We start from the raw sequence: 24,733 nt of genomic DNA on the forward strand, positions 1-24,733 counted from the left end.
GCAACTATAGGGTCAATACGTTTCTCACAGGAATTTGAAGATCAACAATAAAGTCATCTGTGTTCATCATATGGGTAAAATCAATCAAATACCGCTCCAGCACAGGACCGTTTTCTTCATAGCCGTTCAGGCTCATCCAGTCCTTTAAGCGTTGGAACAGCGATTTGCACGAATCTTCATTAGGAAAACCCGCGTATACCGCGGATATGTAATCCCCGCCCGGCAGCCATCGGGTAAAATCAGGTTCGGGCTTTGTTGTCAGCAGCGGCACACAGATCTCAATATCGGAATCGCTCCTGTCAAACGTCAATAGATCTTCATGATAGATGGTCATAATGTGCCCATCCATCGTCAAACCGTTCTCTTTGATCCGGTCCATCAGCGCCATGAAGCGCATAACTGAAGCCTCCATCCCGCATGCGTCACGTTTACGTTCGAAAGCGACGAAGCGATCCGGATATGTCTTCAGCTCTACCACGACTTGCGAATGCTCGAATTCGTTGCGCAGCTGCCGCCCGGCGTCCAAATGCCGCAGCCTTTGATCAATCGTACCGACGACCGTTTCCAGCGTGCGGATCGTTTCTTCCGCTTCCGCCTTCTTCCCACGCATCAGCTCCGGCATGCTGTCCATGCTTTTGCTTTTGAGAATTTGACCGATCTGCTCTAGCGTGAACTGCATGCTCTGCAGGTCCTGAACGATTTTAATCGCAAGAATATCTTGACTGGCGTAGTACCGATAGCCATTCTGCCCATCCACACGGTGCGGCTTTACAAGCCCAATTTTGTCATAGAAATGGAGGGTCTGGATCGAGGTCTGGCATATTTTCGCCGTTTGCCCAACGGTGTATCCCTGCATTCTTGGCATATTTTTCATAAGATGATTATGATTCCGTTGCTATCTGCCAGATCACACCGAAAGGATCTTCCAGACGACCAAACATCGTCCCCCAGAACATGCGTTCGAAAGGCATTTTCACAATGCCGCCCTCGGAAAGTCCATCGAATATACGGCGTGCTTCTTCTTCGCTCTTAAATTCCAGCGTCAAATCCAGACCTTGGCCTCTATCGACCGTATTTGTACCTGAATCAGCCATGAAGAAGCGAAGGCCAAGGGCCTGCAGCTCTAGATGCATGACGCGATTTTTGATAGATTCATCCGCATCCGGCATATCCGCGAAAGTACGCAGACTAACCAATTCCCCGCCTAGTGCCTTCACGTAAAAGTCAGCTTGTTTTCTTGCATCACTGCTGTAAATATATGGAGTTAACGTTGCCATGTTGCTTCCCTCCTAATTAGTAATCGTTGGATACAGACCGATCATACCACCACTTGCCTAGGGAAGTGAATACGATCCCCACACTAAGCGGTCTCTTCCTTGCTCCTTCGCTTCATACAAAAGCGCATCTGCCGTAGCGACTAACTCTGTCGCACTTTGCTCCTTGTCACGAACGGCCGCTCCGAAGCTCATGGTAATATGGAACTTATCCTCGTCAGTACCAAACTCAATCGCGCGCAGCTTTTCTCTGAATTGATTCAGCAGATCACTAGCGAAATGCCGATCCTGTGTGTACAAAATGATAACAAACTCCTCGCCTCCATAACGGAAGGCACTGCCATGCTCAGTAGGAATACTCGAGTCAAACAATGTTCCGATCGACCGCAGAACCGCATCCCCTGCCTGGTGACCGTACTGATCATTAATGCGTTTGAAATAATCAATATCTCCCATCACAAGGGTAAATTGCTGCCTCCGCGCAATCGTTTCCTTCATTTCCTCTTGAAAGCTGCGGTGATTACAGAGCCCCGTTAGGTAGTCTTTTTTAGCTAAATTCTCGAAAATGCCCTTCTCCACAAAATGCTTTCGCTCCCGCGCCACGATGATGCCGCCAATTACACCGACCATAATCAAAAAAGCAAAGTTGAAAAAATGCCGCGGCAGATCTTCTATCATAAAACCGCCATCGACCGTGATTACAACACCGATATAACCAAGAATCACCATAAGGGTTGCCACCATGGCCCCAGCGAGACTCCAGTATAATGACGCATGCAAAATAACCAGATAAGCAATTGGATAAACGGGACTCTGGGTACCTCCGGTTAGCGAAATAATCGCTACAAAGGCTACGTAATCTAACAGCACTCCCGTCCTCGTTGTGTAGCGATAGAAGGCAGAGTCAATGGGACTGCGATGTATGGCAAATTCCGTTATTCCCATATAAATAACAGCAAAAACAAATAGACTCATAAAAATAATCAGATCTAATGTCGTTTGATGATAATACTTCATAAATAGAATAGTTGACGTCGGTACAAAAAACCACCGTACACAACAATAGGCAATTTCCAAAATGTGGTCAGATCTTCTAGTCACAGGCACGGTGCAATCACTTCCTCGATATAGCATTGTACACTTTTGAAATTCTATGGAAATAACAGGAAGTCCTGCCTCATTCAATTTATATACAACTTTTCTTGCTGAACGTCGTCTATTACTTTACATGAATAACCATTTATTGGAAAGGTTGTGTTTCATGTTTAAACGACTTCAATCCTTTATTCAGCGACACACGGAAAAAATCGTCGCCATAGTCATCCTTCTCTTCCTGGTAACTTTATTTATCTGGCATTATCCCATTAGGAAAATACCCAACGAACCCGTAGTTACAGCCCCTGCTTCCCAGGAACCATTGGTTACACCCACTATCCCGCCTGTGAAAACAGCTGATTTTGAGATTCTTGCGTGCCCTGCAGACTTTGACATCTACCCTTCTACGACCCAGAATTCAGGATTTACAGCTGTAAAAATGCCAATTACCAAGTCACTCACGAGCGTCCGCCATGTATCAACAGGTCATCTGCTTGACCAAGCAGGTTATGGCATGGAATTTGGCACCTCATACGCGCTTGCGGAGGATGGCAGTGTGTACCGCTGGGGGAACCTGAGCTTCGAGGCAGGCATACACCCTTCTGGGTTTCCGCAAAAGGTGGCAGGAGCTCCGACATCGATTAAACAACTGGATGGACGCTTCGCACTAACGCATCAAGGTGAGGTGTGGGATCTCGGAATGGGCGAAACGCCAAAGCCTGTTCAAGAGTTGAAAGGTGCAATCGGCATCGCGCAAGCGTTTGATTCATCGGTGCTCGGCTGGTATCCAAACGGCGTGGTTCGTCTGTACGAAACTTGGGGAAGCGACGGAAAACCTTCCACAAAGAAGTGGGAGCTGCAAGGTGAACTAACTGAGATATACGCCAGCCCCTATATAGCCTTAGGTCTACGTAAAGATGGAACCCTTGTCCATTTACAAGATAACTCGTTCCAAAACCCAACTAATTCGCTCCAAAATATTGTGCTTCCCAATGAAGAAAAGCCTACAAAGATCGAGACGACAATGTCTTACTCGACGAAAGCGTATATCCAATCTGATCGACAAAAATGGTACATGATCAATCAGGATAATCAACTCGTTGACGCGACGGTACCTGACAGTACGATTCAGCCTACAGCGACGCAGCATTACACCGTTGCACTTCAGAAAAATGGAAGTGTGCTCGCATGGGGTGATCTGCAAAGCTTGCTGGGTCCCGATTATCAATCCGTCACGCCTGAGAAAGCGATTCGCCTAGACGGTCTGTCTAATGTGGCTAAACTTGCCGTCGGTTCCGATCATGTACTGGCTCTAACCACCGACCGTCAGCTGTTATCCTTGGGTTCCAACATGTATGGCCAATTAGGACGTTCATCTGTTTATACCGCAGTCCCAATTGCGATAGGACAGTGGCCTGGACTTGATGAGCTTTATCCTTCCTACGAATCCTACATCGCTATTAAAGACGGGGATGCCTGGTTATGGAAGACGGATGATACACCAAAGCCTCTACTGCTAGGGCAAAAAATTAGCAAAGCTCTGAACAGCCATACGCTGCTAACATCAAACGGTCACCTGCTTTTTCTTGATCCAGACGGCAGTAAAACATGCAGGATGCTGCAAACTCCTGAACCCATTGTTGATGTTAGCCACACTTGGAATGGTTTCCTCATGGTTTTGCGGGGTGGGCGAACCCTTTATGCCCAAGGCATAGAAGGGAACTCAGGACCGCTGAAGGTTTCTGATTTCATCTTGAATCCACGACCGAAGGGCGTCGTAACCCGCGTCTTCGGATCGCCTTCCGCATTTGCTTTGACGGATCAAGGCGAACTCTATTTCGCGCCTAAGATGGTCAAAGGAGCCTTCAGCCCTGATATGGTCCCAGCTCAGGCGGGAACGTCTTTCAGGCAGTTTTCTCCTATAGACTATGTGTTTAACGATGGCTCCCGGTTCGTCGCCTTAGCCTTAGATGAACAAAACAAGGTGCATGAGCTTACCCTCAAACAGACAGAAGGAAGTTCAGAGACTAATATATTTACGGTTGAGATAAAGAAAACGGATCAAAAGGCGCAGCAATTAACAGGTGGGGCCTACATTGATTCGCAAGGCATTATTCATGATACGAACCTAATTGCCGATAACCATGTTTCTTTACCTGGTTCATCGAAACTTGCTACTTCTTCATCATATTATCATTTCCCGATTGAAGGAAGAGCTTACTTTTTTCATCATTTTGTTACGCAGGATGGAACTATCTACTGGCTGGGAGATCGGCCTTTCACGCGCCAGGAATCCAGAGCAGGCGCTGTCGTTATACCCTAACAGAGGCCAGATTTTGTTTTTTACTGTTTCTTCTATACAATGAAAGGGTAAGTACATACTACCTACAGAGTCACTGAGGAGGTAATTCGATGAATAATTTTACATTTTACAATCCAACCACACTGCATTTCGGTCAGGGACAACTGGAGAAATTAACAGCTGAGGTACCTAAATATGGCAAGAATGTGCTGCTCGTCTATGGCGGCGGGAGCATTAAGCAGAATGGCATTTATACGAACGTTGTTCATATTCTGAAAGGCTTGGATGTAAATATTTTCGAACTGAGCGGTGTTGAGCCTAACCCGAGACTAACAACTGTTCATCGGGGTGTAGACATGTGCCGCAAGCAGAGCATTGACCTCATTCTCGCTGTCGGCGGAGGCAGCGTCATCGACTGCGCCAAAGCAATTGCTGTAGGAGCGAAGTACGCGGGTGACTTCTGGGATATCGTTACAAGGAAGGCTTCTCCAACGGGTGCGCTGCCCTTAGGAACTGTCCTCACGATCGCAGCAACAGGCTCAGAAATGAACTCCGGTTCTGTTATTACGAATTGGGAGACGAAAGAGAAACTCGGTTGGGGCAGTCCGTTCTCATTCCCAAAATTCTCGATTCTAGACCCAGCTCACACGACTTCCTTGCCAGAAAATCAGACCGTATATGGCATGGTTGATATCATGTCTCACGTGTTTGAACAGTACTTCCATCATACGTCTAATACACCATTGCAGGATGGCTTCTGTGAAACAATCCTTCGCACAGTGATCGATACGGCTCCGCGCTTGCTGCGAGATCTTGATGATCTGGAAGGACGCGCAACGATCCTATATAGCGGTACAATGGCGCTTAACGGTGTCCTGAGCATGGGTGTCCGCGGCGATTGGGCTACACATAATCTGGAGCACGCAGTGTCAGCCGTTCACGATATTCCGCACGGAGGCGGTCTAGCAATCCTCTTCCCGAACTGGATGACCTACACACTCGATGCCAACGTGGCGCGGTTCAAACAGTTCGCACAGAACGTCTTTGACATTGATGCGATAGACAAATCGGACCGCCAAGTTGCGGAGGAAGGCATCGCCGCTCTTCGTGAATTCTTAGCCTCCATTGGTGCGCCAAGCCGACTGTCCGATTACGACATCGACGACTCGACAATTGAGCTAATGGCCGATAAAGCCATGGTTTACGGGGATTTTGGCAACTTTAAGAAGCTGACACGCGAAGATGTTGTGAATATTTATCGGATGTCATTATGAGAATTAGGAGTGAGCTGACATTATTGTCAGTTCGCTCTTTTTTTCTGGGGAAAATGCTACAAATCATTTACAGACAGGATTTCATATGAAATACTTATAGGGAAATTATCCCTTTTATGGAGGTTGAGTTGATATGAGTGAGGTTCGTATGTCAAGTCCGATTAAGAATCGAATTAGCAATGTCTTTATTCCCGTTCGGAATATTGAGCATGCACGGGATTGGTACTGCAGGTTACTTGGTATAGCTCCTGACGGGGATATCTTGTTCGGGCACCTCTACGCACTTCCCATGGATGGAACATCCCTTGTGCTTGATCAAATGCCCATGTGGGGCGGTAATGAACCAGGAGGCCCTCCAACTTATCAAACACCTGCTTTTATGTTTCAAACCGAGAATATTCAAGCTTCTTATGAATTTATGAAAAATAACGAGGTTGAGCTTGTTACAGAGATCCAAAATGAACAATGGTTCGCTTTTCGAGATCCGGACGGTAACCTGCTTATGGTTTGTAAATAACATGGAATAACTACTGAATACTTAAAGCGACGAGGATCATACTATATCCATGAAAAAACTTACTTTTACAGCCGATCAATTGGTCAGTTCCACCACAGCTTCCAAAAAATTTGGCGAGCTGCGTAGGAAGGCGAAGGATCTACCCCAATTCATAACTGAGAATGGTGTCGTCGATACAGTATTAGTTGGGTACCCTTACTTCGAGCAAATGTTTGAACGCCTGACTCAGCTAGAACAACAAGAGGAAGAGCGAATTCTGAATGAACGAATAGATCGAATCACACAAGACCCTGCCTCTATTTTGATTTGGAAAGAAATCCGCAAAGAACCACACGAAGGAGCGATTGGCTATTCGTTTTGATGCAGGAGCAGCTCAGGAGTATAGGCAGTTGGATATTTCCGTATTAGATGAAGTCAATCAAGCAATCGATGAATTGAGTTACCGGGCGAATGAGGTTGGCGAAGAACTAAGCCATTATTCAAATCCTAAATTCGCAGGTTGCAAAGAGATTACCTTACAAGAGGCTGGCATCCGAATTGTTTTTAGGATAGCAAACGATATTGTAGAAATTCTGCGTGTGGTCCCTGTATCTCATATAATGGCAGCTGAAGCCCCTAATTATAAGGCATTAGACCATTTTCCAGGCAACCATCGGAATGAATTCATTTTAGCTATACAAAAATGGAAACAAGAATATGAGCTGCAATAAAGGCACGAATCTGGTTAAAACCATTCAAGAAACTCAAGGCGATTGCCGAATGGATCATTCAAATAGAATCGCTTTACTCCCTCGTCGACTCTTGCATCATCTGGAATGGTTTGTATGTTATGACTCGACAAATATGTCTGCAACTCGTCTAATCGACTTACCTGAAATGCTGGATGAGCTTTTATAGCAGGAACAAAATCCTTTTGAACCCCGATGTGAACCTGATGAATACCGCATTGAAACCAAACACCGCCGCGTTTCCTTAAGTTTTCAGGTTTCGGGATTTCTGTCCAGCCTAGTAATGTTGCAAAAAAATTTCTCGCCTCATCTTCACAGCCTTCAGGAGCCGCTAATTGGATATGGTCAATCCCATGAAATGAAAATTTCATACATAATCCCTCCAATGGAAGTTTCATTTAGTGAAACATGGTTTCATTTTAATCTTATCAATAACTTCCTATAAATTCCACTGTTTATTTGTAATTAATGAGTTGGGGAGCTATTGGTACACGGCAGTAACATCCGATTAAGCATTGATATCCTGGATGCGATAGACCATGGATGTCTTGGAAAAAGGCTGGACGCCTGATTGGTTACAAGCAGACAAACGAAGAAGCCTGGGTTAAATATATAAGATAGGCCTCATACCTGTAATGCATTCACCAAGTATACAATCAAGCGACTTATCGCTTGATTGTATTCACGTTTTTATTTCTATTTTGCCGATCGTTCACTTAAATGTATAATGATTATTCGAGGTGATGACGATGGCAAGATCAAAAGAATTTGAAGTTAATGAAGTATTAGATAAAGCAATACAACTATTCTGGGCACAAGGGTACGAGAAAACTTCAATGCATGAATTGGTTAACTTTATGGGCATCCACCGTAGAAGTATTTATGATACGTTTGGGGATAAGCATGCCTTGTTTATGAAAGCTCTCGAACGATATGAAGCTAAGCAAACCAATAAAATGAAATTTTTGGTTGAAAAGCGAAAGTCGATCAAAGAATTAATTCGGGAGTTGTTTGAGTCGACATTAAGAAATGAAGGAGAACCTCTAGGGTGTTTTCTCGTGAATTCAGGCGTGGAACTGGGCGTTTTAGATCCTGAAGTTGCATCCCTGGTTGATGGGAGTTATTCACGAACTGAGGAATTGTTGACTAACCTTGTTCTGGAGGGTCAGCAAACGGGTGAGATCAAGGCTGACTTTGAACCTAAAGTTATTTCTCATTATTTAATGAATGCGTGGTTGGGGCTACGTACGCTGGTTAAGACAACAACGGATCAACAAAAATTAAAGAATATTATTGATATGACACTGTCCGCTTTAGATTAAAAAAATTCTTTACTGTTCGTTCTAGAATTGATATACTAATAGCAAGTTAGATCTAACTTGTTTTTTTTGCCCAAATAAGAATGATCGTTCTAAAATTATCATTCACACTAATCTGTATTTTATGAAGGAGAGAATATTATGAAGTATACAGTTATTACAGGAGCAAGTTCAGGGATTGGATACGAGACGGCATTGGCGTTTGCTGCACGAGGCAAAAACTTAATATTGGTAGCTAGAAGATTGGATAAATTAGAAGAACTTAAATCAACAATTCAGGAAATTGATCCTAGTGTAAATGTTATTATTCGTACAAGTGATCTGTCTGTTACAGATCAGGCCTACACACTGTATAGCAATCTAAAGGAATACCAAATTGAGACTTGGATTAACAATGCGGGTCTCGGTGAAGCTTCTTTTGTAGCAGAACAGAATTTAGATAAAGTTGAAACTATGTTACGTGTTAATATCGAATCCTTAACGATCCTTTCTACACTATATGTACGAGATTATGCTGATGTAGAAGGAACTCAGTTAATTAACGTCTCATCCGCACTCGGATATGCCATTGCTGTTGGGAGCGTTGCTTATTCTGCATCTAAATATTACGTTAGTGCCTTCACAGAAGGGCTTTCAAAAGAACTAGAAATGAAAGGTGCAAAACTAAAGGCAAAGATCTTAGCACCAGCTATAACGGAAACGGAATTCGTGAAGAAATCATTAGATACTGAAGAGTTTGATTACAAAGCAAACATGCCTAAGTTCCATACTGCCAAACAAATGGCGGGCTTCATGGTGGATCTTTATGATAACAACGAAGTGGTAGGGATCGTAGACCAGAACTATGATTTCAATCTGAGAGGCCAAATCTATCCAATAATTTCACTTTAAATTCAATTCATATATCCGTGGAATACATTGAAAAAGGAGAGTATCCGATTGAAAAAGTTGTGGAGTAAAACGAACATTGGAACAATGGAATTACCTCATCGTTTAGCAATGGCACCAATGACACGTAGTAGATCGCAAGAAGATGGTACACCAGGAGAGTTAACATCTCTTTATTATGCTCAACGAGCGTCAATGGGACTCATTATTACTGAGGGTGCACAGCCTTCTGATGATGGGCAAGGTTACTTATGGTCACCTGGAATCTATACGGATAAACATATTGAAGGATGGAAAAAGGTTACGGATGCAGTGCATGAAGCAGGTGGATATATGTATATCCAATTAATGCATGCCGGTCGCATGTCGCACCCTGATAATACACCACATCATCGCCAACCTGTTGCGCCATCTGCAATCGCGCCCGGTGTAGAAATGTTTACTGTTAAAGGTATGCAGGACATCCCCGTTCCTCGTGAGTTAAGTGAAGAGGATATTCAAACGACCATTAGGGATTTCCGGAAAGCAGCAGCAGCGGCTATTAAAGCAGGTGCGGATGGCGTTGAAATTCATGGAGCCAATGGTTACCTAATTAATCAATTTATCGGAGAAAATTCGAATGCACGGACAGATGGATACGGGGGATCTATAGAAAATCGTGCTCGCTTCGCGATCGAAGTAACGAAAGCCATCGTCGAAGAAATTGGAGCAGAAAGAACAGGCTTCCGTATTTCCCCAGGGACACCTCTTGGTGGGATCCAAGATGGTGAACAAGGTCCTGAGCTTTATCGCTACCTTGTAAAGGAATTAGCTCAATTGGATTTAGCTTACCTTCATGTCATGCATCTTGGAAATGAAAAGCTGCTCCAAGACATTCGCTCAATCTGGACGAATCCATTGTTAGTCAATCGGGCTGGAAGAGCTCTGGAGGATCTCAGTGTGGATATAGATAGTGGCCTTGCTGATCTGGTACCTGTTGGTGTATGGTCATTAGCCAATCCGGATTTAGTGGAACGACTTCAAAAATGTGCGCAACTAAATGAAGCAGATCCGACAACATTCTTTGGTTTGGGAAGTAAAGGTTACACGGATTATCCTACGATGGAAGAATTAGAATCGCAAGAGGGGCTACAATAGCATAAAGGGTGAAAAATGGCGTACAACTGAAAATTGTGCGCCATGTTTTTAGTCTAAAGATGTTCGATGTTTTCGAAAAAAACGTATTTGATAAATGGTATAGCGAGCGGGTCAACCTAAAAATTCTGCTTGATGCCATAAATCGCACCGTATTATGGAAGAGGATGAAACATGAGAGCAGCACAAATACAGAAATATTCAAAAAAAATCCAAGTAGAATTGAATGATGTTAACATACCACAGATCAATAGTCATGAGGTACTTGTCAAAGTAAAAGCTGCAGGCGTAAATCCACTGGACATTCTTAATCTGAATGGCAGTGTTCGGATAATTGCCGACTATAAGTTACCATTAACTTTAGGTAATGAACTATCTGGCGTTATTGAAGCCGTTGGTGATGATGTTTTTAATTTTAAGATTGGTGACCCTGTTTATACGAGGTTGCCGCTTAATAAAATCGGTGCTTTTGCTGAATATGCGGCCGTGAATGAAGACGCTTTATCCATCATGCCTGAGAATCTATCTTTTATTGAAGCTGCTGCGGTACCCCTTACTGCCTTGACTGCTTATCAAGCATTGCACGATGTACTCCGTGCCCAGCCGAATAAAAAGCTATTCATTCCTGGAGGAACCGGAGGATTTGGCGCTATGGCAATCCCCATTGCCAAATCAATGGGATTATATGTTATTACAAGTGGCAGTGAAAGAGGCAGATCACGCACACTGTCGATCGGGGCTGATCAATTCATAAATTATAAGGCAGAGAATTATGCTAACATACTGTCCGATATCGATTATGTGATCGACACCTTGGGTACCAAAGAGATCAAAGCTGAACTGGGCATTTTAAAACCACAAGGGAAATTGGTATCATTGAAAGCCGGACCTAATTATCGCTTTGCGGTTGACAATCATTTTCCGATGTGGAAAAAAGTATTGTTTGGTCTAGTGGGTGCCCGCTTAGATTCTTTAGCGCGTAAGAATCAAAATGAATATCGTTTTTTATTTGTGCAAGCCAATGGAAGTCAATTACAAGAAATCACTAAACTTGTTGAAAAAGAAAATATCAAGCCCTCTATAGATTCAACTTATACGTTTGGTGACATTAACAACGCGTTGATTAAAGTATCGACGGGTCACTCCCAGGGCAAAGTGATTGTGACCTTCTAAATAATAAGCAACTTAGTGATGTTGCTCGCGTGTTCTGAGAATAAACAAATTATACTGTAGAACGAAGTAAGGGGGTACGAGATCATTTAGGGGTTGGCTTAAGGGTGATAGCCAAAACTTCGATTACAAAAGAAAAACTTCTCCGTATAGCTAATCTATCCATGCAGCTTATAGTAAAATAACAGTTTTTTTCATAATTTTAGAATGTTCATTCTACTATTTGTTGCCGTGCATTCTAGCGAGCTAAAAAACGGTATTACTATGGCTTAAATTCTAAAATAGAAATGAGGTGGGCTCAAAATGAGAAAGACAGTTCTGATCACAGGAGTATCAGGTGGGATCGGTAAAGAGTTAGCAGATCGTTTTGCCAAGGGTGGACATAATATTGTGCTGGTAGCTCGCAGCGAGGGTAAAATATTGGAGCTTGCGCAGGAGTATCAGAATAAATACGGCATTCAGGCGACGGTCATTGCCAAGGATGTTGCGGCACCTGGGGTACCGGAGGAGATTTTCAACGAGCTTAAGGAGCAGGAGATCATCGTTGACTATCTTGTCAACAATGCTGGCTTCGGTTTGTTTGGGACTTTTATGGAGACGGATATGGAGCAAGAAATAAATATGATTGACGTTAATATCAAGGCTCTGACGGTTATGACAAAGCTTTTCCTGCCGGATATGATCAAACGTGGGCAAGGCGGCGTGTTGAATGTGGCTTCGTTGGTGGGCTTCTTCCCTGGACCTATGATGTCGGTTTATTACGCGACGAAGGCGTACGTGCTATCGTTCACTGAGGCTTTAGAGAACGAAGTAAGCGGCACAGGAGTTACTGTGACTGCACTGTGCCCAGGGCTGACATCAACCGGTTTTGTTGATCGTTCGGGTATGGGTGCCTCGAAGATGCTGAATGGTGCGATCATGGAAGCCGGTCAGGTGGCTGAAGAAGGATATCGAGGCTTCTTGCGTGGCAAGACGTTAATTATGCCTGGTGCTCGAAACCGACTCATCGCGTTTATGCCGCGGTTGTTGCCTCGTAAGATGATGACCCGCATGATTAGATCCTCACAGGACAGAACGGGGCATTAAACCGAATGAGAAACGATAAACACTGAACGATACGGGGGGCTTTGATCAGATTGCCGTTCCTTACGCTAAGTCACAAAGACTGTTCGTTACCGTCCTGGATAGATTCATCCTATTTAAAGGATGAAATTTCAGCAGTTGCACTAAATTAAAAAACAGTGAAGGTCGGGTTTGTCTGCATGTCAATTATCAAAGCTGTTGGAGATAATTGTGGTACTGAGAAATTAATATATAACCATATTAACTGAATGGATGAAATCAGAAGTTCGATAAAAAAACCTCTTTAGAACAAATTTCCCAATCTTCTATAAAGTGGTTTTTTTCAATGGCATTCATTATTTCTCCACAATTGCAGAGATTTACTTCCTGTTGCAACGCTAAGCATGACAAATACTACTAACGCTGTGCCTGCAGCACTGTGTAGTCGCGCCACTCTTCTGGCAGTAGACGTTGATATAGCGGCTGCAGGTAGCGGTCGTCGATCAACAGCAGAACGCCGCGATCCGTTTCGGAGCGGATCAAGCGCCCGCCAGCCTGCTGCACTTTATTCATGCCTGGGAACACATAAGCATACTCGTAACCGTTTTTGCCGGTACTATCCATGTACGCTTTGATAAGATTGCGTTCCGGCCCGAGCTGCGGCAAACCGACGCCAACGACCGCCACGCCTGTTAGCCGGTCTCCTACCAGATCTATGCCCTCCGAGAAGATACCGCCCATCACAGCAAAGCCTACAAGCGTCTTCTCCGTTCCCGCTTGAAACTTCGCAAGAAACTGCTCCCGCTCCTCCTCCGACATCTGCGTCTGCTGTACGAGAACTTGGAGCTGACTTCTCGGCTCCTCTTCTGGTAGCATGTCCTCATCCTGCTCACCTACGAGGTCAGTGAAAGCCTCATATACGCTGCTCATATAAGCATACGAAGGAAAAAACACCAAATAATTACCCGAACGCTTCGCCATCAGCTCATACAGCGAGCGGGCAATCGGCTCACGACTGCGCTCGCGATCCTGGTAGCGCGTTGACAGAGGCTGAACGAATACATCCAGCTGCTCTTTGGAAAAAGGGGACGGCACTGTCACAGAATAGTCGTCCTCCCCTGCCCCTAGCGTGTCCATGAAGTAGGACAGCGGCGAGAGGGTCGCCGAGAAAAACACATGTGACCGATACCCCTTGCCCATCTGCCGAAGCAAGTGGGAAGGATCAAGGCAGAACAGCTTTACGCTGACCTCGTTCCGTTCACATACCATGAACGTCACATACCGTTCATCGTACAGCTTCGCTATGCGCACAAAATTTTGTGCGCCGAAATAAGCCTCTAGCAGCAGCGGGGTTGTGGGCGGTGTGGCGCCTGCCCCGGCCAGCTCTTTTTCCGCTGCTGCAATAAACACGTTCAGCAGCCCGATCAACGGCTCCGGCAGCTCCGGTTCCACCTGCATCTGGCGATCCCCGATCTGTTTGCGCATCGCAATAAAGTACTGATTAATCGCCTTGGCCGCATCATGCAGCTCGGCTCGAACGCCCTTGAACTCCCGCTGCAGCGCAAGGAAATCCGATTTATTTAAAACGCTGGAATACATCTCACGCGCACGATCCACTAAATTATGAGCCTCATCTACAAGCAGCGAGGTTTGCCGCTTCTGTTCCTCGAACAGCCTTTTCAAATTCACACGAGGGTCGAAAATATAATTATAATCGCAAATGACAGCATCCGCTGCATAGGCGACATCGAGTGAAAACTCAAAAGGACACACCCGATGCTTTCGCGCATATGTCTCAATGACAGAGCGCGTCATAATGGTCTCATTTTTCAGAAGATCAAGTACTGCTTCATTAATCCGGTCATAGTAGCCGTCTGCGAACTCACAATGCTCCTTCGAGCACCGCACTTCCTCCTTAAAGCACACTTTCTCCTTCGCCGTGATCGTGACGACTTGCAGCCTAAGTCCCCCAGCCTGCAGAAGCGAATAAGCTTCTTCCGCAGCGGTACGGGTAGTTGTTCTCGCCGTCAAATAAAAGATCCGCTGCAGCAGTCCCTCACCGATCGCTTTGACCGATGGAAATAGGGTCGACATCGTCTTACCGATGCCTGTTGGTGCCTTGGCGAACAGCTTGCGCCCTTCGTTTATCGTTTTGTACACCGCACCGGCCAGCTTACGCTGCCCTTCACGATAATTCGGGAACGGGAAAGACAGCTCCTTGATGCTCTGATTCCTGCGCTGTTCATGTTCGTTTCTCGCCTGTGCATAAGGATAATACCGCTCCACCACATCAAACATGAACTGCTCAAGCTCGTCCGATGACACATCCACAACAAATCGCCGAGTCTCTTCCGTATCAACCTGCATATACGTGAGTTGAATTCGTATACGGCTTAGCCCTCGATCTTTGGACACCATATAGGCATAGCATTTCGCTTGTGCCCAATGAACCGGATAGGAATCTTCCTCGATCTGCCCAATGTCGGATGAGGTTGATTTGATTTCGTCCACGGTAACCGTCACACCATCGGCATCCATCAGAAGCCCGTCACAGCGCCCATCAATGACAAATAATAGATCCTCATAAGGGATCTCTGCCGAAACATAAACCTCATGCTTGTCTGACTCGCCATATTGCTTCTGTAGTTTTTGATGCGCTTTGGTCCCTTCCGTCAGTGCACGGCTCGTCCGAAACCCTGACTCAATGCTGCCGCTTCGATACACATATTCCACCAGGGAGCGCACGGAAATGTTGACGTTAGGGGTCATCTCTTTTTTCTCCGTCCTAGAACATTTGTTCTTCATTGTAGCATGCACCAGTACTAAATAGCTACTTTTCTCACTATAAATGGAAGTAAGTTACATACATGTCGACTTCATTTTAAGCCATTTAGACTTATGAAAGGGCCACCCACATGTACTATTTCAGTAAGTTCTTTCTCAGACTTCTGCGGATGAATAACAAGTTTATTTTCGTCGTAGCCGTTGCGTTTATCGTCCTATCTTCCGTGAGCGCTTACCTATTGGAAAAAGAAACCTTTGGCAGTCTCTTCAATGGCTTATGGTGGGTCATGACGACCGTTACGACAACCGGCTATGGGGATTATTTTCCGAAAACCGTGGCAGGCAAATTCCTCGGTATGTTTCTCTACATCTTCGGAATAGGTCTTATCTCCGTCACCATCGGTAAAGTTATCGACTCATTATTCGTATACAGACAGCGAAAGGAAGAGGGCAAATTGAGATATCAAGGCGAACAGCATTTTGTGATCGTAGACTGGAGCAAAAACGCCGAGTTGGCGATACAAGAAATTCTAAACACGGACTCAGAAACGGAGATCGTCCTCATTGATACGCTGGAGAAAACACCTATCGTTCATGACCGCGTTCATTATATCCAAGGAAGTCCGACCCTCATTGAAACGTTGGAAAAAGCTAATATGAAAAAAGCGCGTTCCGTGTTCATCTTTGCCAATGAAACAACGGAAGATCAAGCGATGCTTCGCGATCCCTCCTTTGTCGACGGCAAAACACTGCTCGTTGCCACGACCATTGAGCGGAATTACCGCAACGTGCACTCCATTGTGGAAATCAAAAACAGCGAAAACATGCAAAACTTTCTGCACGTCAACGTGAACGAGTTCATTCTTGGATCCGAGACGATCTCACAACTTGCCGTTCGCTCTGCCTTTTCACCGGGCTCTTCCCGTATTGTTTCACAGCTTCTAACCAGACAATCGGGCGATAATCTTCATGTTCTTAGCAAAAGAAAATCGTGGAGCACCTACCGTGACGCATTCGAGCAGCTGCTCCAAGAGGGTGCGACATTAATCTCCGACGGCGATCAATTGAATATCAACCGCAAGCTGGATCAGCTCATCCCTGAAGATGCGCGGCTGTTCGTCATCTGCGATATTGATACATATGAACGTATCTCTAAATGCAAATAGCACAAAAAAGGACACCACTCTCTATAAATGATGAGAGTCGGTGTCCTTTCAAATTTATCCCTTCGGCTGAACCCAGCGAAACGGTATCGTATTAAAAAACAAGTTCGGATTGACCTGCACATTGTGCGCCCAAAAGGTAAAGTGCAAATGCGGCCCGGTAGAGAAACCGGTCGTGCCGACGAGCCCAATGATATCGCCCTGCTTGACCCGATCACCCGCTTTCACACGCAGCTCCGAGAGGTGGGCGTACTGCGAGAAAAGCCCCATCCCATGGTCGATATAGATGGCATTGCCGGTCAAATATAGGGTTTCCGCCAGCGCGACTACCCCGTCGTTCGTAGCTTTGATCGGGGTGCCTTCCTTCGCGGCCAGATCAATGGCCAGATGAGAGCTGTCGTATTTCCCGTTCACATAACGGGTATGTCCATACGGTGTCGTCAAAATCCCCTCGACGGGCTGCACGAACGGCCCGCTGAACAGAAACTCCGGCTCGGACTTACTTCGCGCCAGATCGATCTTCTTCTGGTCGGCTGCTATGCGCCCCGTGTCCTGCTTCATGCTTTCCATCTCAGCGGTTACCTTCAGATATTGCGTTTCGAACTTCTTCGGTTGAATGGTTAGAGTCTGATCACCAATCAGATATTTCCCCGGCTTTGCACTCATTGTAATCGGCAAATACGTAAAGTATCCCGTTCCATAAGGCAGGAGGGTATACGTTTTATTCAACCAAGTGATACTCCCTGGTTCGTTATGACGCACCAGCACCACATCCCCTGGAGCTGCGCTATCCGGAACGAGCTTCCATTTCGAACCGATGACCGCTTTAGCATCCTCCTTGGTTCCGTAGAGCGCCGATTCCATCTTCAGCTGCTGCAGATGATTTTTCTCTTTCAAAATGGCCTCTTTAACCTCTGCCGTCATACCGTCCACCCAGGTCTGTCCACCATCTGTTGTGATGAGCAGCGGGTTTTTACTATCCTTCGTACTGGCCAGAAGCACCCATCCGATGCGAGGCGTCAGGAATTGCGATTGCTTCACTTGTAAAGAAGCATTGCCCACTGTAACAGTAAGCGGTTTTGGGCTGTCCTGACCGGCGGATCCTGAACTTGCCTCTAGGCTAAGAAGCTCCATGATCGGCCCGCCTGTTGGCATGGTGCCTCCTGCTTCCTCGGCGGTGATGTCTGTTCCGAGTGCTTCTTGCCACTGCGCCCCACCATCCTCTGTTCTCGCGATCCCGCCATCGGTATATTTCACCCAGCCGCGATCAAAGTCGAGCATGCGGAATTCCATAGCCTCTCGCGGTGGTGGCGTTGGCAGCGGTGTTGCTACTGCAACAGCAGGCGTATTGTCTTTCCAAGAGAATGGTGCGCCGAATGGCGTTTTACCAATCAAAATCACCACACATGCGGCAAGCAAGCAGGCGCCGGCCAATAGCGGCCATTGACGACGTTTTCTTGATTTCACTGACATTTTTCCTCCCCCGCTTACAAGTGAGTAATTTCATTTATGCTAGCTATACGTCTACGTTAAAATAAACGCTTTACGCTATCTTTGTTTGAGAGCATCGGAATCGATCGTTGTATGCTCGCTTGAGGTAGCCGGGTGAATGGTGTTGTAAAAAGTGCAATAATTGCTGCTTAGATCCCGTCTCTATCCCTTCGTTGTTGTATACTGTACAACAATTGAGCCCAATATAGGCGATTTCTCAACAAATGGGCTCAAAATGTTGTACAAACTGCAATTTCAAGTTGAAAAATAGCCTACCGAATGATTATGCATATCCACTATCTCACTTAGCCTTGCAGCCAAAATCTTATTACTGCTTACATGGGAACACAAAAAACCCGAAGACATCCATGCCTCCGGGTTTCGTTATATTAAATTTGTACGCCCTTTTTGAGCGCCTTCTGATCCGTATTCGTGTTATTAACTAAAGGAAGTAACTTGACACTTCGAACCATAGTGGACTGACATAAATGACAAGTCGGCACGTGATCGAATGCAAAATTATCTCGCATCCAGCCTTTACAGCCTTCTTTTTCACAAGACCATACCGTCACATTTTCTAGAGGCATCTCTTCAAGCGACTTTTTTCTGGAATACATGGATAAACCTCCTTAGAGTTTTACGTTAGTAAAACTAGCTTGGTAAGCATTGACGTAGCGTTTTGCTATTGGCAAAACATTCTTCGCCCTCATAAGCTAAATTGAAAAAGACTGCCATTACACAAGTAAAGGCAGTCTTTTTAATTATATTACAGTTTTACAACGTTTTCTGCTTGTGGTCCGCGGTTGCCTTGAACAACGCTGAACTCAACGTGTTGGCCTTCGTCCAAAGTTTTGAAACCGTCGCCTTGGATTGCGGAGAAGTGAACGAATACATCGTTGCCGCCTTCAACTTCGATGAAACCGAAACCTTTTTCTGCGTTAAACCATTTTACTGTACCAGTAGCCATGAGAAATACCTCCAAAAATTATTAACATGTTTTTTATTCTTCAAAGAGAAAAAATTCACACATTGTATAAGGTTCACTAACAAAAATGAAAACCCTTTACAATATGTGAATTCAGGTTCTTTTTGTCGATTGGATTTATCATACCATACACCGCTTGAAAACGCAAACTATTTCCAGTTGATTACAAACAAAGTAACCGCTTACCTCAAAAAATGGGCGAATGTCAGCGGATGTATTTTTAACCCCCTACTTAAGTCTAGGTATTCACTTAGCCTCTGGACCGTGTGCCATCTTAAATAGAGGAACTATACTGAAATTATCGATTCTTAGGAGGGTTTTCATTGTGTACAGCATAAGTATTCAAACCATACTGTTCGTCTCTTTGTTATTCGTCATCTTCACCTGGATAGGGAGTGTCAAAGCATCCCGATTACTATATAGCCAGAGTTTGGAACGGATGCACCGTAAAGCAAGCAAGCTGCTGTTCTGGTCATGGTTTCCAGTTATTCCAGCTGCCGCTATCATTGGAGCTATTGTTTGGATGCAGCAATCCATGGATCCCGTCTTCTGGCAAGACCGCGTGTTTATTCAAGCGCCGCTTGTGGTTCTGCCTATTTTGACCATCTGGGTTGTATCGGTTCCCAAACTGATCAAACTGCGGTCCTTAACGAAGCAAGGCTCAGCCGAGCCTGGTGCCGCAATAGAGCCAACTATTTACCATAGAGCTGCTAGCCCCGGTCTCATTATTCCTTTTCAAATGACGGCACTAGGCGCGTTAACCGCTTTTTATTTCTCACTCGTCCCTCCGGTTCCATTTCGGTGGTTGGACATTTCCATACCTTTGGCTGCCTTTGTACTATTAACAGCTGGACTTTGGTGGAGACATCAGATTCGTTTCAATCAGGTAAGTAAAATGGAAGCTTACGTCATTCCTACCTTTTGGAAACGCGCCTTAACGATGGTAGGTGTTATGGCTGTTGTGGCTGGAACTGTCTATTATTTGGTTATGTTGGCGATGAACAACAGTCAATTACCAGCAGAAATCGATATGGCGAGCGGGACACACGATTATGGCGGTCAGGTAGTAACGGCGAATATGAGTCCGCATAATCACGGGATAGAGGGAATGAACAGCCCCTCTGCCAATATGGTTTCCGTCGCTGACCTAAAAGGTCCTACCGAAGGGACGCCCGATCGTCATTTTACACTTACCGCTCAGAAAAAGACGGTCACACTTAGCTCTGGCAAAACCGTGGATGCTTGGACGTACAATGGGCAAATTCCAGGACCGGAACTGCGTATGAAAGAGGGGGAGCTGGTTGAGGTCACTTTGAACAACGAAGATATCGAGCATGGTGTTACCGCGCATTGGCATGGTTTGGATGTGCCAAATGCCGAGGATGGCGTTGCTGGAGCCACTCAAAATGCCGTTATGCCTGGTGAAACTTACACATACCGCTTCCGCGCAGAGCAAGTGGGCACTTTCTGGTATCACTCTCACCAAGATTCACAAGAAGCAGTTAGCATGGGGCTTTTTGGAGCGTTGATCATTGAGCCGAAGGTGGAAACCATGCAGCAAGTGAAGGACATCACAGTCATGACTCATCGCTGGAAAGGCAATACTTTCGCCATTGGCGCATCAGATCAATTAGAACGCATGATAATCGCGCCAGGGACGCCTGTCCGCATGAGACTTATTAATACGGACGATTGGGTGCAGCAAAAATTCACACTTATCGGCACTCATTTTGAGGTGGCGGCGATTGATGGAACGGAACTGAATAAGCCCGGTGTGTTGACCAATACGAATGTGGTTGTACCTACAGGTGGTCGTTATGACATCACGTTCATCATGCCAGAGCGTCCTGTGTACCTGAATGTTGGCGGTGACCGCAGCGGCGGCATCTTGATGTCACCGGATGGGAAGGGAGAAATTCCAGAGCTTCCTCAAACGGTCGCTTTCGATCCTCTTCAATATGGGGACCTGACCTCGACACCCTTTGATGCTAATAGCCGTTTTGACAGAGATTTCACCTTGATCTTGGATAATAAACTCGGGTTCTATAATCGCAAACTGGATTTCCTTTATACGTTGAATGGCGAAGTATTCCCGAATACACCAATGCTAATGGTGAAAAAAGGCGATCTCGTCAAAACGACCATCGTGAACCGCGGTAATGTCGAACATCCCATGCACTTACACGGTCATCATGTGCTGGTATTATCACGCAATGGTAAGCCTTCTACGGGCAGTCCTTGGTGGTCCGATACGCTGGCTGTACTGCCGGGGGAAACTTATGAAGTGGCCTTCGTCGCAAATAATCCTGGATTATGGATGGATCATTGCCATAACCTCGTACATGCCGCAGCAGGAATGACGATGCATCTTATGTATGAAGGCGTTACGACGCCATTCTCAGTAGGAAGCGGTACGATTAATCATCCAGAATGATTGACTCCGTTTTCATAAAAGAGGGAGGGGATGTCAGAATAGGTAACACAGACTGTTGACAAAATGACCTGTATCGGTTTAGGCTAGAGGAAAGCAAGCAGGAACTGAATACTACCCATTTCGTATAACCTTAATAATTGGATTAAGGGTCTCTACTTAGAAACCGTAAATTTCTAGCTACGAAAAATGTGCGCATGACAGGCATATTTTTCGTGGCTAGTTTTTTTGTGTCCATTGCTTCATACACTACTAGGAGTAGGAGGCTTATACGATGACAACCATTCTAATTAAAGATGCGCAAATTGTGACTATGAACCGCAATGGAGATGTGATTACTGGGGACATTTTCATCGAAAATGACCGGATTACAGCAATTGGCCCGGATTTGAATCCCCCACAGGTGGATAAGGTGATTGACGCCAAACACCGTACGATCATTCCAGGCTTCATTCAAACCCATATTCATTTATGCCAAACCATTTTCCGCGGCAAGGGGGACGATTTGGAATTAATGGATTGGTTGAAAAAGCGGATATGGCCGCTTGAAGCCTCGCATGACGAGGAATCGATCTATTATTCCGCCATGCTTGGCATCGGTGAGCTGATTCAAAGCGGCACGACGACGATCGTCGATATGGAGACGGTACACCACACCGACTTTGCTTTTCAAGCTATTGCGGAGAGCGGCATGCGCGCTTTATCCGGCAAGGTGATGATGGACAAAGGGGACGAGGTTCCTTTTGCTTTGCAGGAAAAGACCTCTGAATCGCTTCAGCAAAGTGTCGATTTGTTAGAGAAATGGAACGGCCACGACGATGGCCGCATCCAGTACGCGTTCTCTCCACGATTCGTCATATCGTGTACAGAAGAGCTGCTGCGTGAGGTCCGCAGCCTATCGGAGCAGTACCAAGTGAAAGTGCACACGCACGCATCTGAGAATCTCGGCGAGATCGAGATTGTGCAGGCAGAGACTGGCATGCGCAACGTCGTCTACCTCGATCATCTCGGTTTGGCGAATGAGCGCCTTATTCTGGCGCACTGCATTTGGCTCGATGAGGAAGAGAAGCGTATCATCCATGATCGAGGCGTCCATGTGAGCCATTGTCCCGGCTCTAACCTGAAGCTTGCTTCAGGCATTGCCGAGACGCCCGACATGCTGAAGCTCGATATCTCCGTCAGCCTAGGAGCCGATGGCGCGCCGTGCAACAATAATCTCGATATGTTTAACGAGATGCGTTTGGCTGCGCTTATCCAGAAGCCGATACACGGGCCGACGGCCATGAATGCGCAGACGGTATTCCGCATGGCGACCATCGGGGGCGCACGCGCGGTCGGCATGGAGAAGGAGATCGGCAGCCTCGAGGTCGGCAAGAAGGCCGACCTCGCTATTCTCGATCTCAACAACTTTCACACGTATCCGTCCTTCGACGTGGATCCGATCTCTCGCATCGTTTACTCCGCGACGCGAGCCGACGTAGAAACGACGATCATTAACGGTCGTATCGTCATGGAAAACCGCATCATGCGGACGATCGACAAGGACATCGTCCTGCCCGAAGCGAACCGCTCCATCCAGCGGTTGCTCAAGCGCGCCAACCTGCGCTAAGAGGGCTAACGCATATAGGCCTGCAATCCAACTAGCGCAGCATTAGTTGGATTGCAGGCTGTTTTGCATCTCCCTATAGCTGCAAATTGGATAATACCAACTTCTGCGGGGAGATTGATTGGAGTACTTAGCTCCGTGTACTGTGTTTAGATCACTTGGAGTAGCTAATTCTGCGTGATTGATCTCGGGATTCGGGAGAAATGCAGTTGAATAAGAGCCTTTAGAGACTGTTATTCCTTCATTTCCAGCGTATTTTGTAATAATAAGAGTCCCTAGAGGCTCTTATCCGTCAAGTAAAGTGTGAATTCGGAGAAAAGCAATCGGATAAGAGCCTTTAGAGACTGCTATCTCTTCATTTTCACCGTATTATGTAAAAATAGAAGTCCCTAAAGACTCTTAACGTTCATGAAGTGTGGATTCGGTGGAAATATCGTCGGATAAACCTTAAGGAGAAAGAGATTTGCTGCAAAAGTTGCATCAAATTAGTCAAGTTATGCCCACTTTCGGTCGAATCCCCGATATTTTGATGCACTTTTTTCATCTAGCTGTGTGTAGAGCCCACCTCAAATGGCCCTGAATACAAGGACGAACCGAGTCTATGTCAGAAATATGGGCACCATTACAGTTGTTCAAGACGGCATATAAAAGAAAGCCTCCTAACCCACGAACAATCCGTGGACAAGGAGGCTTTACTATATAATCACTCGAATGAAGCACGAAGGTCGCTATTTTTCCGTTGAACAGACTTCATCAAATCCGCATTAACTTCTTTCTCATCCGCCATGCTAATCAACGCATGAACATCCTTCGGCAAGCATTTCCCGCCGTACCCGCGACTATCCTCATACACGAAGGTATGGCTGCGTCCAATTCTCGGGTCCTCGAGCCAAACTTCCCGCAGCTCATTGTAATCAATCCCGTGGGCTCCGGCGATATCATAAAACTCATTGCAAAAAGACACTTTAAGCGCAAGGAAGCAATTCTCCATATACTTCGCCATTTCGGCTGTGCGGGCATCCGTCCGACGGATTCTTACTTCTGCGTTATAGACCTGCTGATAGGCCCGAATCACAAGGCTAACATACTCAGATTCGCCTCCAAATGTAAGCCACGTCCGGTGACGCAAGTCCGAAAAGGGGTGATCAACGGTTTCTCCATAGTACTCTGGCTGGAACACGATTCTTTTCCCCGTTCGTTCCTTCATAGCGTCAGTGAACCCTACGGGAACTGTCGAGCGAATCACAATGACTTTGGCTGTCAGCCACATAATCACTTCTTCCACGATGGACGTATCACATTTGCCGCTCGGGAGCGAGGGTGTCGGAACACAGACGAAGACGACATCGCTCTTGTTTACCTCCGCTTGGCTGCCCACCTGCATAGGTGCATCATAAACCGCAGCGTTTGGAAACAAAGCATGTATCGCCTTCCCAACATGACCGTATCCAACAATTCCTATCTTAATCGTCATCAGTCCTCGCTCCTTATGCTTTGCCATTCGAAATTT

Annotated in this window: 22 protein-coding genes and 1 riboswitch; of the genes, 13 read left to right on the top strand and 9 right to left on the bottom strand. The window is 45.9% G+C overall.

Translation table 11 applies throughout. The features are described from left to right. Nucleotides 1-4 precede the first annotated feature (4 nt). Genes ASG85_RS04050 through ASG85_RS04060 form a run of 3 tightly spaced genes read right to left on the bottom strand, consistent with a single transcriptional unit; the run spans nucleotide 5 to nucleotide 2,381 of the window. The gene (locus ASG85_RS04050; RefSeq protein WP_057303856.1) at nucleotides 5-874 is read right to left on the bottom strand and encodes a MerR family transcriptional regulator; all 870 of its coding nucleotides are present in this window, start codon (nucleotides 872-874) and stop codon (nucleotides 5-7) included. 7 nt (nucleotides 875-881) lie between these two features. Further along, the gene (locus tag ASG85_RS04055) at nucleotides 882-1,277 is read right to left on the bottom strand and encodes a VOC family protein (protein WP_057303857.1); all 396 of its coding nucleotides are present in this window, start codon (nucleotides 1,275-1,277) and stop codon (nucleotides 882-884) included. Between the two features lie 57 nt (nucleotides 1,278-1,334). Further along, the gene (locus ASG85_RS04060) at nucleotides 1,335-2,381 is read right to left on the bottom strand and encodes a GGDEF domain-containing protein (protein ID WP_162257233.1); all 1,047 of its coding nucleotides are present in this window, start codon (nucleotides 2,379-2,381) and stop codon (nucleotides 1,335-1,337) included. A gap of 154 nt (nucleotides 2,382-2,535) precedes the next feature. Here ASG85_RS04060 and ASG85_RS04065 point away from each other — a divergent pair, with 154 nt between their 5' ends. From ASG85_RS04065 to ASG85_RS04085, 5 genes are all read left to right on the top strand, one after another. Continuing rightward, nucleotides 2,536-4,692: a hypothetical protein gene (locus tag ASG85_RS04065; protein ID WP_060645439.1), complete on the top strand. Its 2,157-nt coding sequence runs from the start codon at nucleotides 2,536-2,538 to the stop codon at nucleotides 4,690-4,692. 89 nt (nucleotides 4,693-4,781) lie between these two features. After that, nucleotides 4,782-5,945 carry an iron-containing alcohol dehydrogenase gene (locus tag ASG85_RS04070; RefSeq protein WP_057303860.1) on the top strand — a complete coding sequence of 388 codons (1,164 nt, stop codon included), beginning with the start codon at nucleotides 4,782-4,784 and terminating at the stop codon, nucleotides 5,943-5,945. Nucleotides 5,946-6,078: 133 nt separating this feature from the next. Next, nucleotides 6,079-6,462: a VOC family protein gene (locus ASG85_RS04075; protein ID WP_057303861.1), complete on the top strand. Its 384-nt coding sequence runs from the start codon at nucleotides 6,079-6,081 to the stop codon at nucleotides 6,460-6,462. 49 nt (nucleotides 6,463-6,511) lie between these two features. Then, entirely contained in the window at nucleotides 6,512-6,823 is a 312-nt protein-coding gene (locus ASG85_RS04080; RefSeq protein WP_057303862.1) for a hypothetical protein, read from the top strand. Beyond that, a complete protein-coding gene (locus tag ASG85_RS04085) occupies nucleotides 6,807-7,172 on the top strand; it encodes a hypothetical protein (protein WP_156390007.1) in 366 nt (121 codons plus the stop codon). The genes ASG85_RS04080 and ASG85_RS04085 overlap by 17 nt, the downstream gene beginning before the upstream one ends. Before the next feature lie 14 nt (nucleotides 7,173-7,186). On the opposite strand, the gene ASG85_RS04090 is transcribed toward ASG85_RS04085, so the two are convergent. Beyond that, nucleotides 7,187-7,561 (bottom strand): glyoxalase, encoded by a 375-nt coding sequence (locus ASG85_RS04090; RefSeq protein ID WP_057303864.1) that lies wholly within the window; start codon nucleotides 7,559-7,561, stop codon nucleotides 7,187-7,189. 378 nt (nucleotides 7,562-7,939) lie between these two features. Between ASG85_RS04090 and ASG85_RS04095 the strand changes: the two genes are divergently transcribed. The 5 genes from ASG85_RS04095 (at nucleotide 7,940) to ASG85_RS04115 (ending at nucleotide 12,787) form a co-directional block, all read left to right on the top strand. Then, entirely contained in the window at nucleotides 7,940-8,512 is a 573-nt protein-coding gene (locus ASG85_RS04095) for a TetR/AcrR family transcriptional regulator (RefSeq protein ID WP_057303865.1), read from the top strand. A 138-nt stretch (nucleotides 8,513-8,650) separates the two neighbouring features. Continuing rightward, nucleotides 8,651-9,400, top strand: a complete 750-nt coding sequence (locus ASG85_RS04100; RefSeq protein ID WP_057303866.1) for an SDR family NAD(P)-dependent oxidoreductase — start codon at nucleotides 8,651-8,653, stop codon at nucleotides 9,398-9,400. A 48-nt stretch (nucleotides 9,401-9,448) separates the two neighbouring features. Continuing rightward, nucleotides 9,449-10,534, top strand: coding sequence for an alkene reductase (locus ASG85_RS04105; protein ID WP_057303867.1), 1,086 nt, complete (start codon nucleotides 9,449-9,451; stop codon nucleotides 10,532-10,534). Between the two features lie 171 nt (nucleotides 10,535-10,705). Further along, nucleotides 10,706-11,704, top strand: a complete 999-nt coding sequence (locus tag ASG85_RS04110; protein ID WP_057303868.1) for an NADP-dependent oxidoreductase — start codon at nucleotides 10,706-10,708, stop codon at nucleotides 11,702-11,704. 300 nt (nucleotides 11,705-12,004) lie between these two features. Further along, nucleotides 12,005-12,787 (top strand): SDR family NAD(P)-dependent oxidoreductase, encoded by a 783-nt coding sequence (locus ASG85_RS04115; protein ID WP_057303869.1) that lies wholly within the window; start codon nucleotides 12,005-12,007, stop codon nucleotides 12,785-12,787. Nucleotides 12,788-13,180: 393 nt separating this feature from the next. Here ASG85_RS04115 and ASG85_RS04120 read toward each other — a convergent pair whose 3' ends face one another. After that, nucleotides 13,181-15,532 carry an ATP-dependent DNA helicase gene (locus tag ASG85_RS04120; protein ID WP_057303870.1) on the bottom strand — a complete coding sequence of 784 codons (2,352 nt, stop codon included), beginning with the start codon at nucleotides 15,530-15,532 and terminating at the stop codon, nucleotides 13,181-13,183. Between the two features lie 146 nt (nucleotides 15,533-15,678). On the opposite strand from ASG85_RS04120, the gene ASG85_RS04125 reads away from it, so the two are divergent. Beyond that, nucleotides 15,679-16,713, top strand: a complete 1,035-nt coding sequence (locus tag ASG85_RS04125; RefSeq protein ID WP_057303871.1) for a potassium channel protein — start codon at nucleotides 15,679-15,681, stop codon at nucleotides 16,711-16,713. Nucleotides 16,714-16,767: 54 nt separating this feature from the next. On the opposite strand, the gene ASG85_RS04130 is transcribed toward ASG85_RS04125, so the two are convergent. From ASG85_RS04130 to ASG85_RS04140, 3 genes are all read right to left on the bottom strand, one after another. After that, complete coding sequence (locus ASG85_RS04130) at nucleotides 16,768-18,183, bottom strand: M23 family metallopeptidase (RefSeq protein WP_060645440.1); 1,416 nt, start codon at nucleotides 18,181-18,183, stop codon at nucleotides 16,768-16,770. Between the two features lie 407 nt (nucleotides 18,184-18,590). After that, on the bottom strand, nucleotides 18,591-18,818 hold the full coding sequence (locus ASG85_RS04135) for a cold-shock protein (RefSeq protein ID WP_029199449.1): 228 nt from the start codon (nucleotides 18,816-18,818) through the stop codon (nucleotides 18,591-18,593). A gap of 149 nt (nucleotides 18,819-18,967) precedes the next feature. Further along, the gene (locus ASG85_RS04140) at nucleotides 18,968-19,168 is read right to left on the bottom strand and encodes a cold-shock protein (RefSeq protein WP_029199448.1); all 201 of its coding nucleotides are present in this window, start codon (nucleotides 19,166-19,168) and stop codon (nucleotides 18,968-18,970) included. Between the two features lie 343 nt (nucleotides 19,169-19,511). Between ASG85_RS04140 and ASG85_RS04145 the strand changes: the two genes are divergently transcribed. After that, nucleotides 19,512-21,620, top strand: a complete 2,109-nt coding sequence (locus ASG85_RS04145; RefSeq protein ID WP_060645441.1) for a multicopper oxidase family protein — start codon at nucleotides 19,512-19,514, stop codon at nucleotides 21,618-21,620. Between the two features lie 100 nt (nucleotides 21,621-21,720). Beyond that, nucleotides 21,721-21,820, top strand: a riboswitch (purine riboswitch). A 71-nt stretch (nucleotides 21,821-21,891) separates the two neighbouring features. After that, the gene (locus ASG85_RS04150) at nucleotides 21,892-23,226 is read left to right on the top strand and encodes a 5'-deoxyadenosine deaminase (RefSeq protein WP_057303874.1); all 1,335 of its coding nucleotides are present in this window, start codon (nucleotides 21,892-21,894) and stop codon (nucleotides 23,224-23,226) included. A gap of 700 nt (nucleotides 23,227-23,926) precedes the next feature. Here the strand turns inward: ASG85_RS04150 and ASG85_RS04155 are convergent. Next, on the bottom strand, nucleotides 23,927-24,697 hold the full coding sequence (locus ASG85_RS04155) for a hypothetical protein (RefSeq protein ID WP_060645442.1): 771 nt from the start codon (nucleotides 24,695-24,697) through the stop codon (nucleotides 23,927-23,929). Nucleotides 24,698-24,733: the final 36 nt, after the last annotated feature.

It is taken from the genome of Paenibacillus sp. Soil724D2 (assembly GCF_001427935.1).
GTDB lineage: Bacteria > Bacillota > Bacilli > Paenibacillales > NBRC-103111 > Paenibacillus_E.

Coding starts and splice junctions, on each gene's coding strand:
- ASG85_RS04050 (WP_057303856.1), bottom strand. CDS start 874: ATGAAAAATATGCCAAGAATGCAGGGATACACCGTTGGGCAAACGGCG.
- ASG85_RS04055 (WP_057303857.1), bottom strand. CDS start 1,277: ATGGCAACGTTAACTCCATATATTTACAGCAGTGATGCAAGAAAACAA.
- ASG85_RS04065 (WP_060645439.1), top strand. CDS start 2,536: ATGTTTAAACGACTTCAATCCTTTATTCAGCGACACACGGAAAAAATC.
- ASG85_RS04070 (WP_057303860.1), top strand. CDS start 4,782: ATGAATAATTTTACATTTTACAATCCAACCACACTGCATTTCGGTCAG.
- ASG85_RS04075 (WP_057303861.1), top strand. CDS start 6,079: ATGAGTGAGGTTCGTATGTCAAGTCCGATTAAGAATCGAATTAGCAAT.
- ASG85_RS04080 (WP_057303862.1), top strand. CDS start 6,512: ATGAAAAAACTTACTTTTACAGCCGATCAATTGGTCAGTTCCACCACA.
- ASG85_RS04090 (WP_057303864.1), bottom strand. CDS start 7,561: ATGAAATTTTCATTTCATGGGATTGACCATATCCAATTAGCGGCTCCT.
- ASG85_RS04095 (WP_057303865.1), top strand. CDS start 7,940: ATGGCAAGATCAAAAGAATTTGAAGTTAATGAAGTATTAGATAAAGCA.
- ASG85_RS04100 (WP_057303866.1), top strand. CDS start 8,651: ATGAAGTATACAGTTATTACAGGAGCAAGTTCAGGGATTGGATACGAG.
- ASG85_RS04110 (WP_057303868.1), top strand. CDS start 10,706: ATGAGAGCAGCACAAATACAGAAATATTCAAAAAAAATCCAAGTAGAA.
- ASG85_RS04115 (WP_057303869.1), top strand. CDS start 12,005: ATGAGAAAGACAGTTCTGATCACAGGAGTATCAGGTGGGATCGGTAAA.
- ASG85_RS04120 (WP_057303870.1), bottom strand. CDS start 15,532: ATGACCCCTAACGTCAACATTTCCGTGCGCTCCCTGGTGGAATATGTG.
- ASG85_RS04125 (WP_057303871.1), top strand. CDS start 15,679: ATGTACTATTTCAGTAAGTTCTTTCTCAGACTTCTGCGGATGAATAAC.
- ASG85_RS04130 (WP_060645440.1), bottom strand. CDS start 18,183: ATGTCAGTGAAATCAAGAAAACGTCGTCAATGGCCGCTATTGGCCGGC.
- ASG85_RS04135 (WP_029199449.1), bottom strand. CDS start 18,818: ATGTATTCCAGAAAAAAGTCGCTTGAAGAGATGCCTCTAGAAAATGTG.
- ASG85_RS04140 (WP_029199448.1), bottom strand. CDS start 19,168: ATGGCTACTGGTACAGTAAAATGGTTTAACGCAGAAAAAGGTTTCGGT.
- ASG85_RS04150 (WP_057303874.1), top strand. CDS start 21,892: ATGACAACCATTCTAATTAAAGATGCGCAAATTGTGACTATGAACCGC.
- ASG85_RS04155 (WP_060645442.1), bottom strand. CDS start 24,697: ATGACGATTAAGATAGGAATTGTTGGATACGGTCATGTTGGGAAGGCG.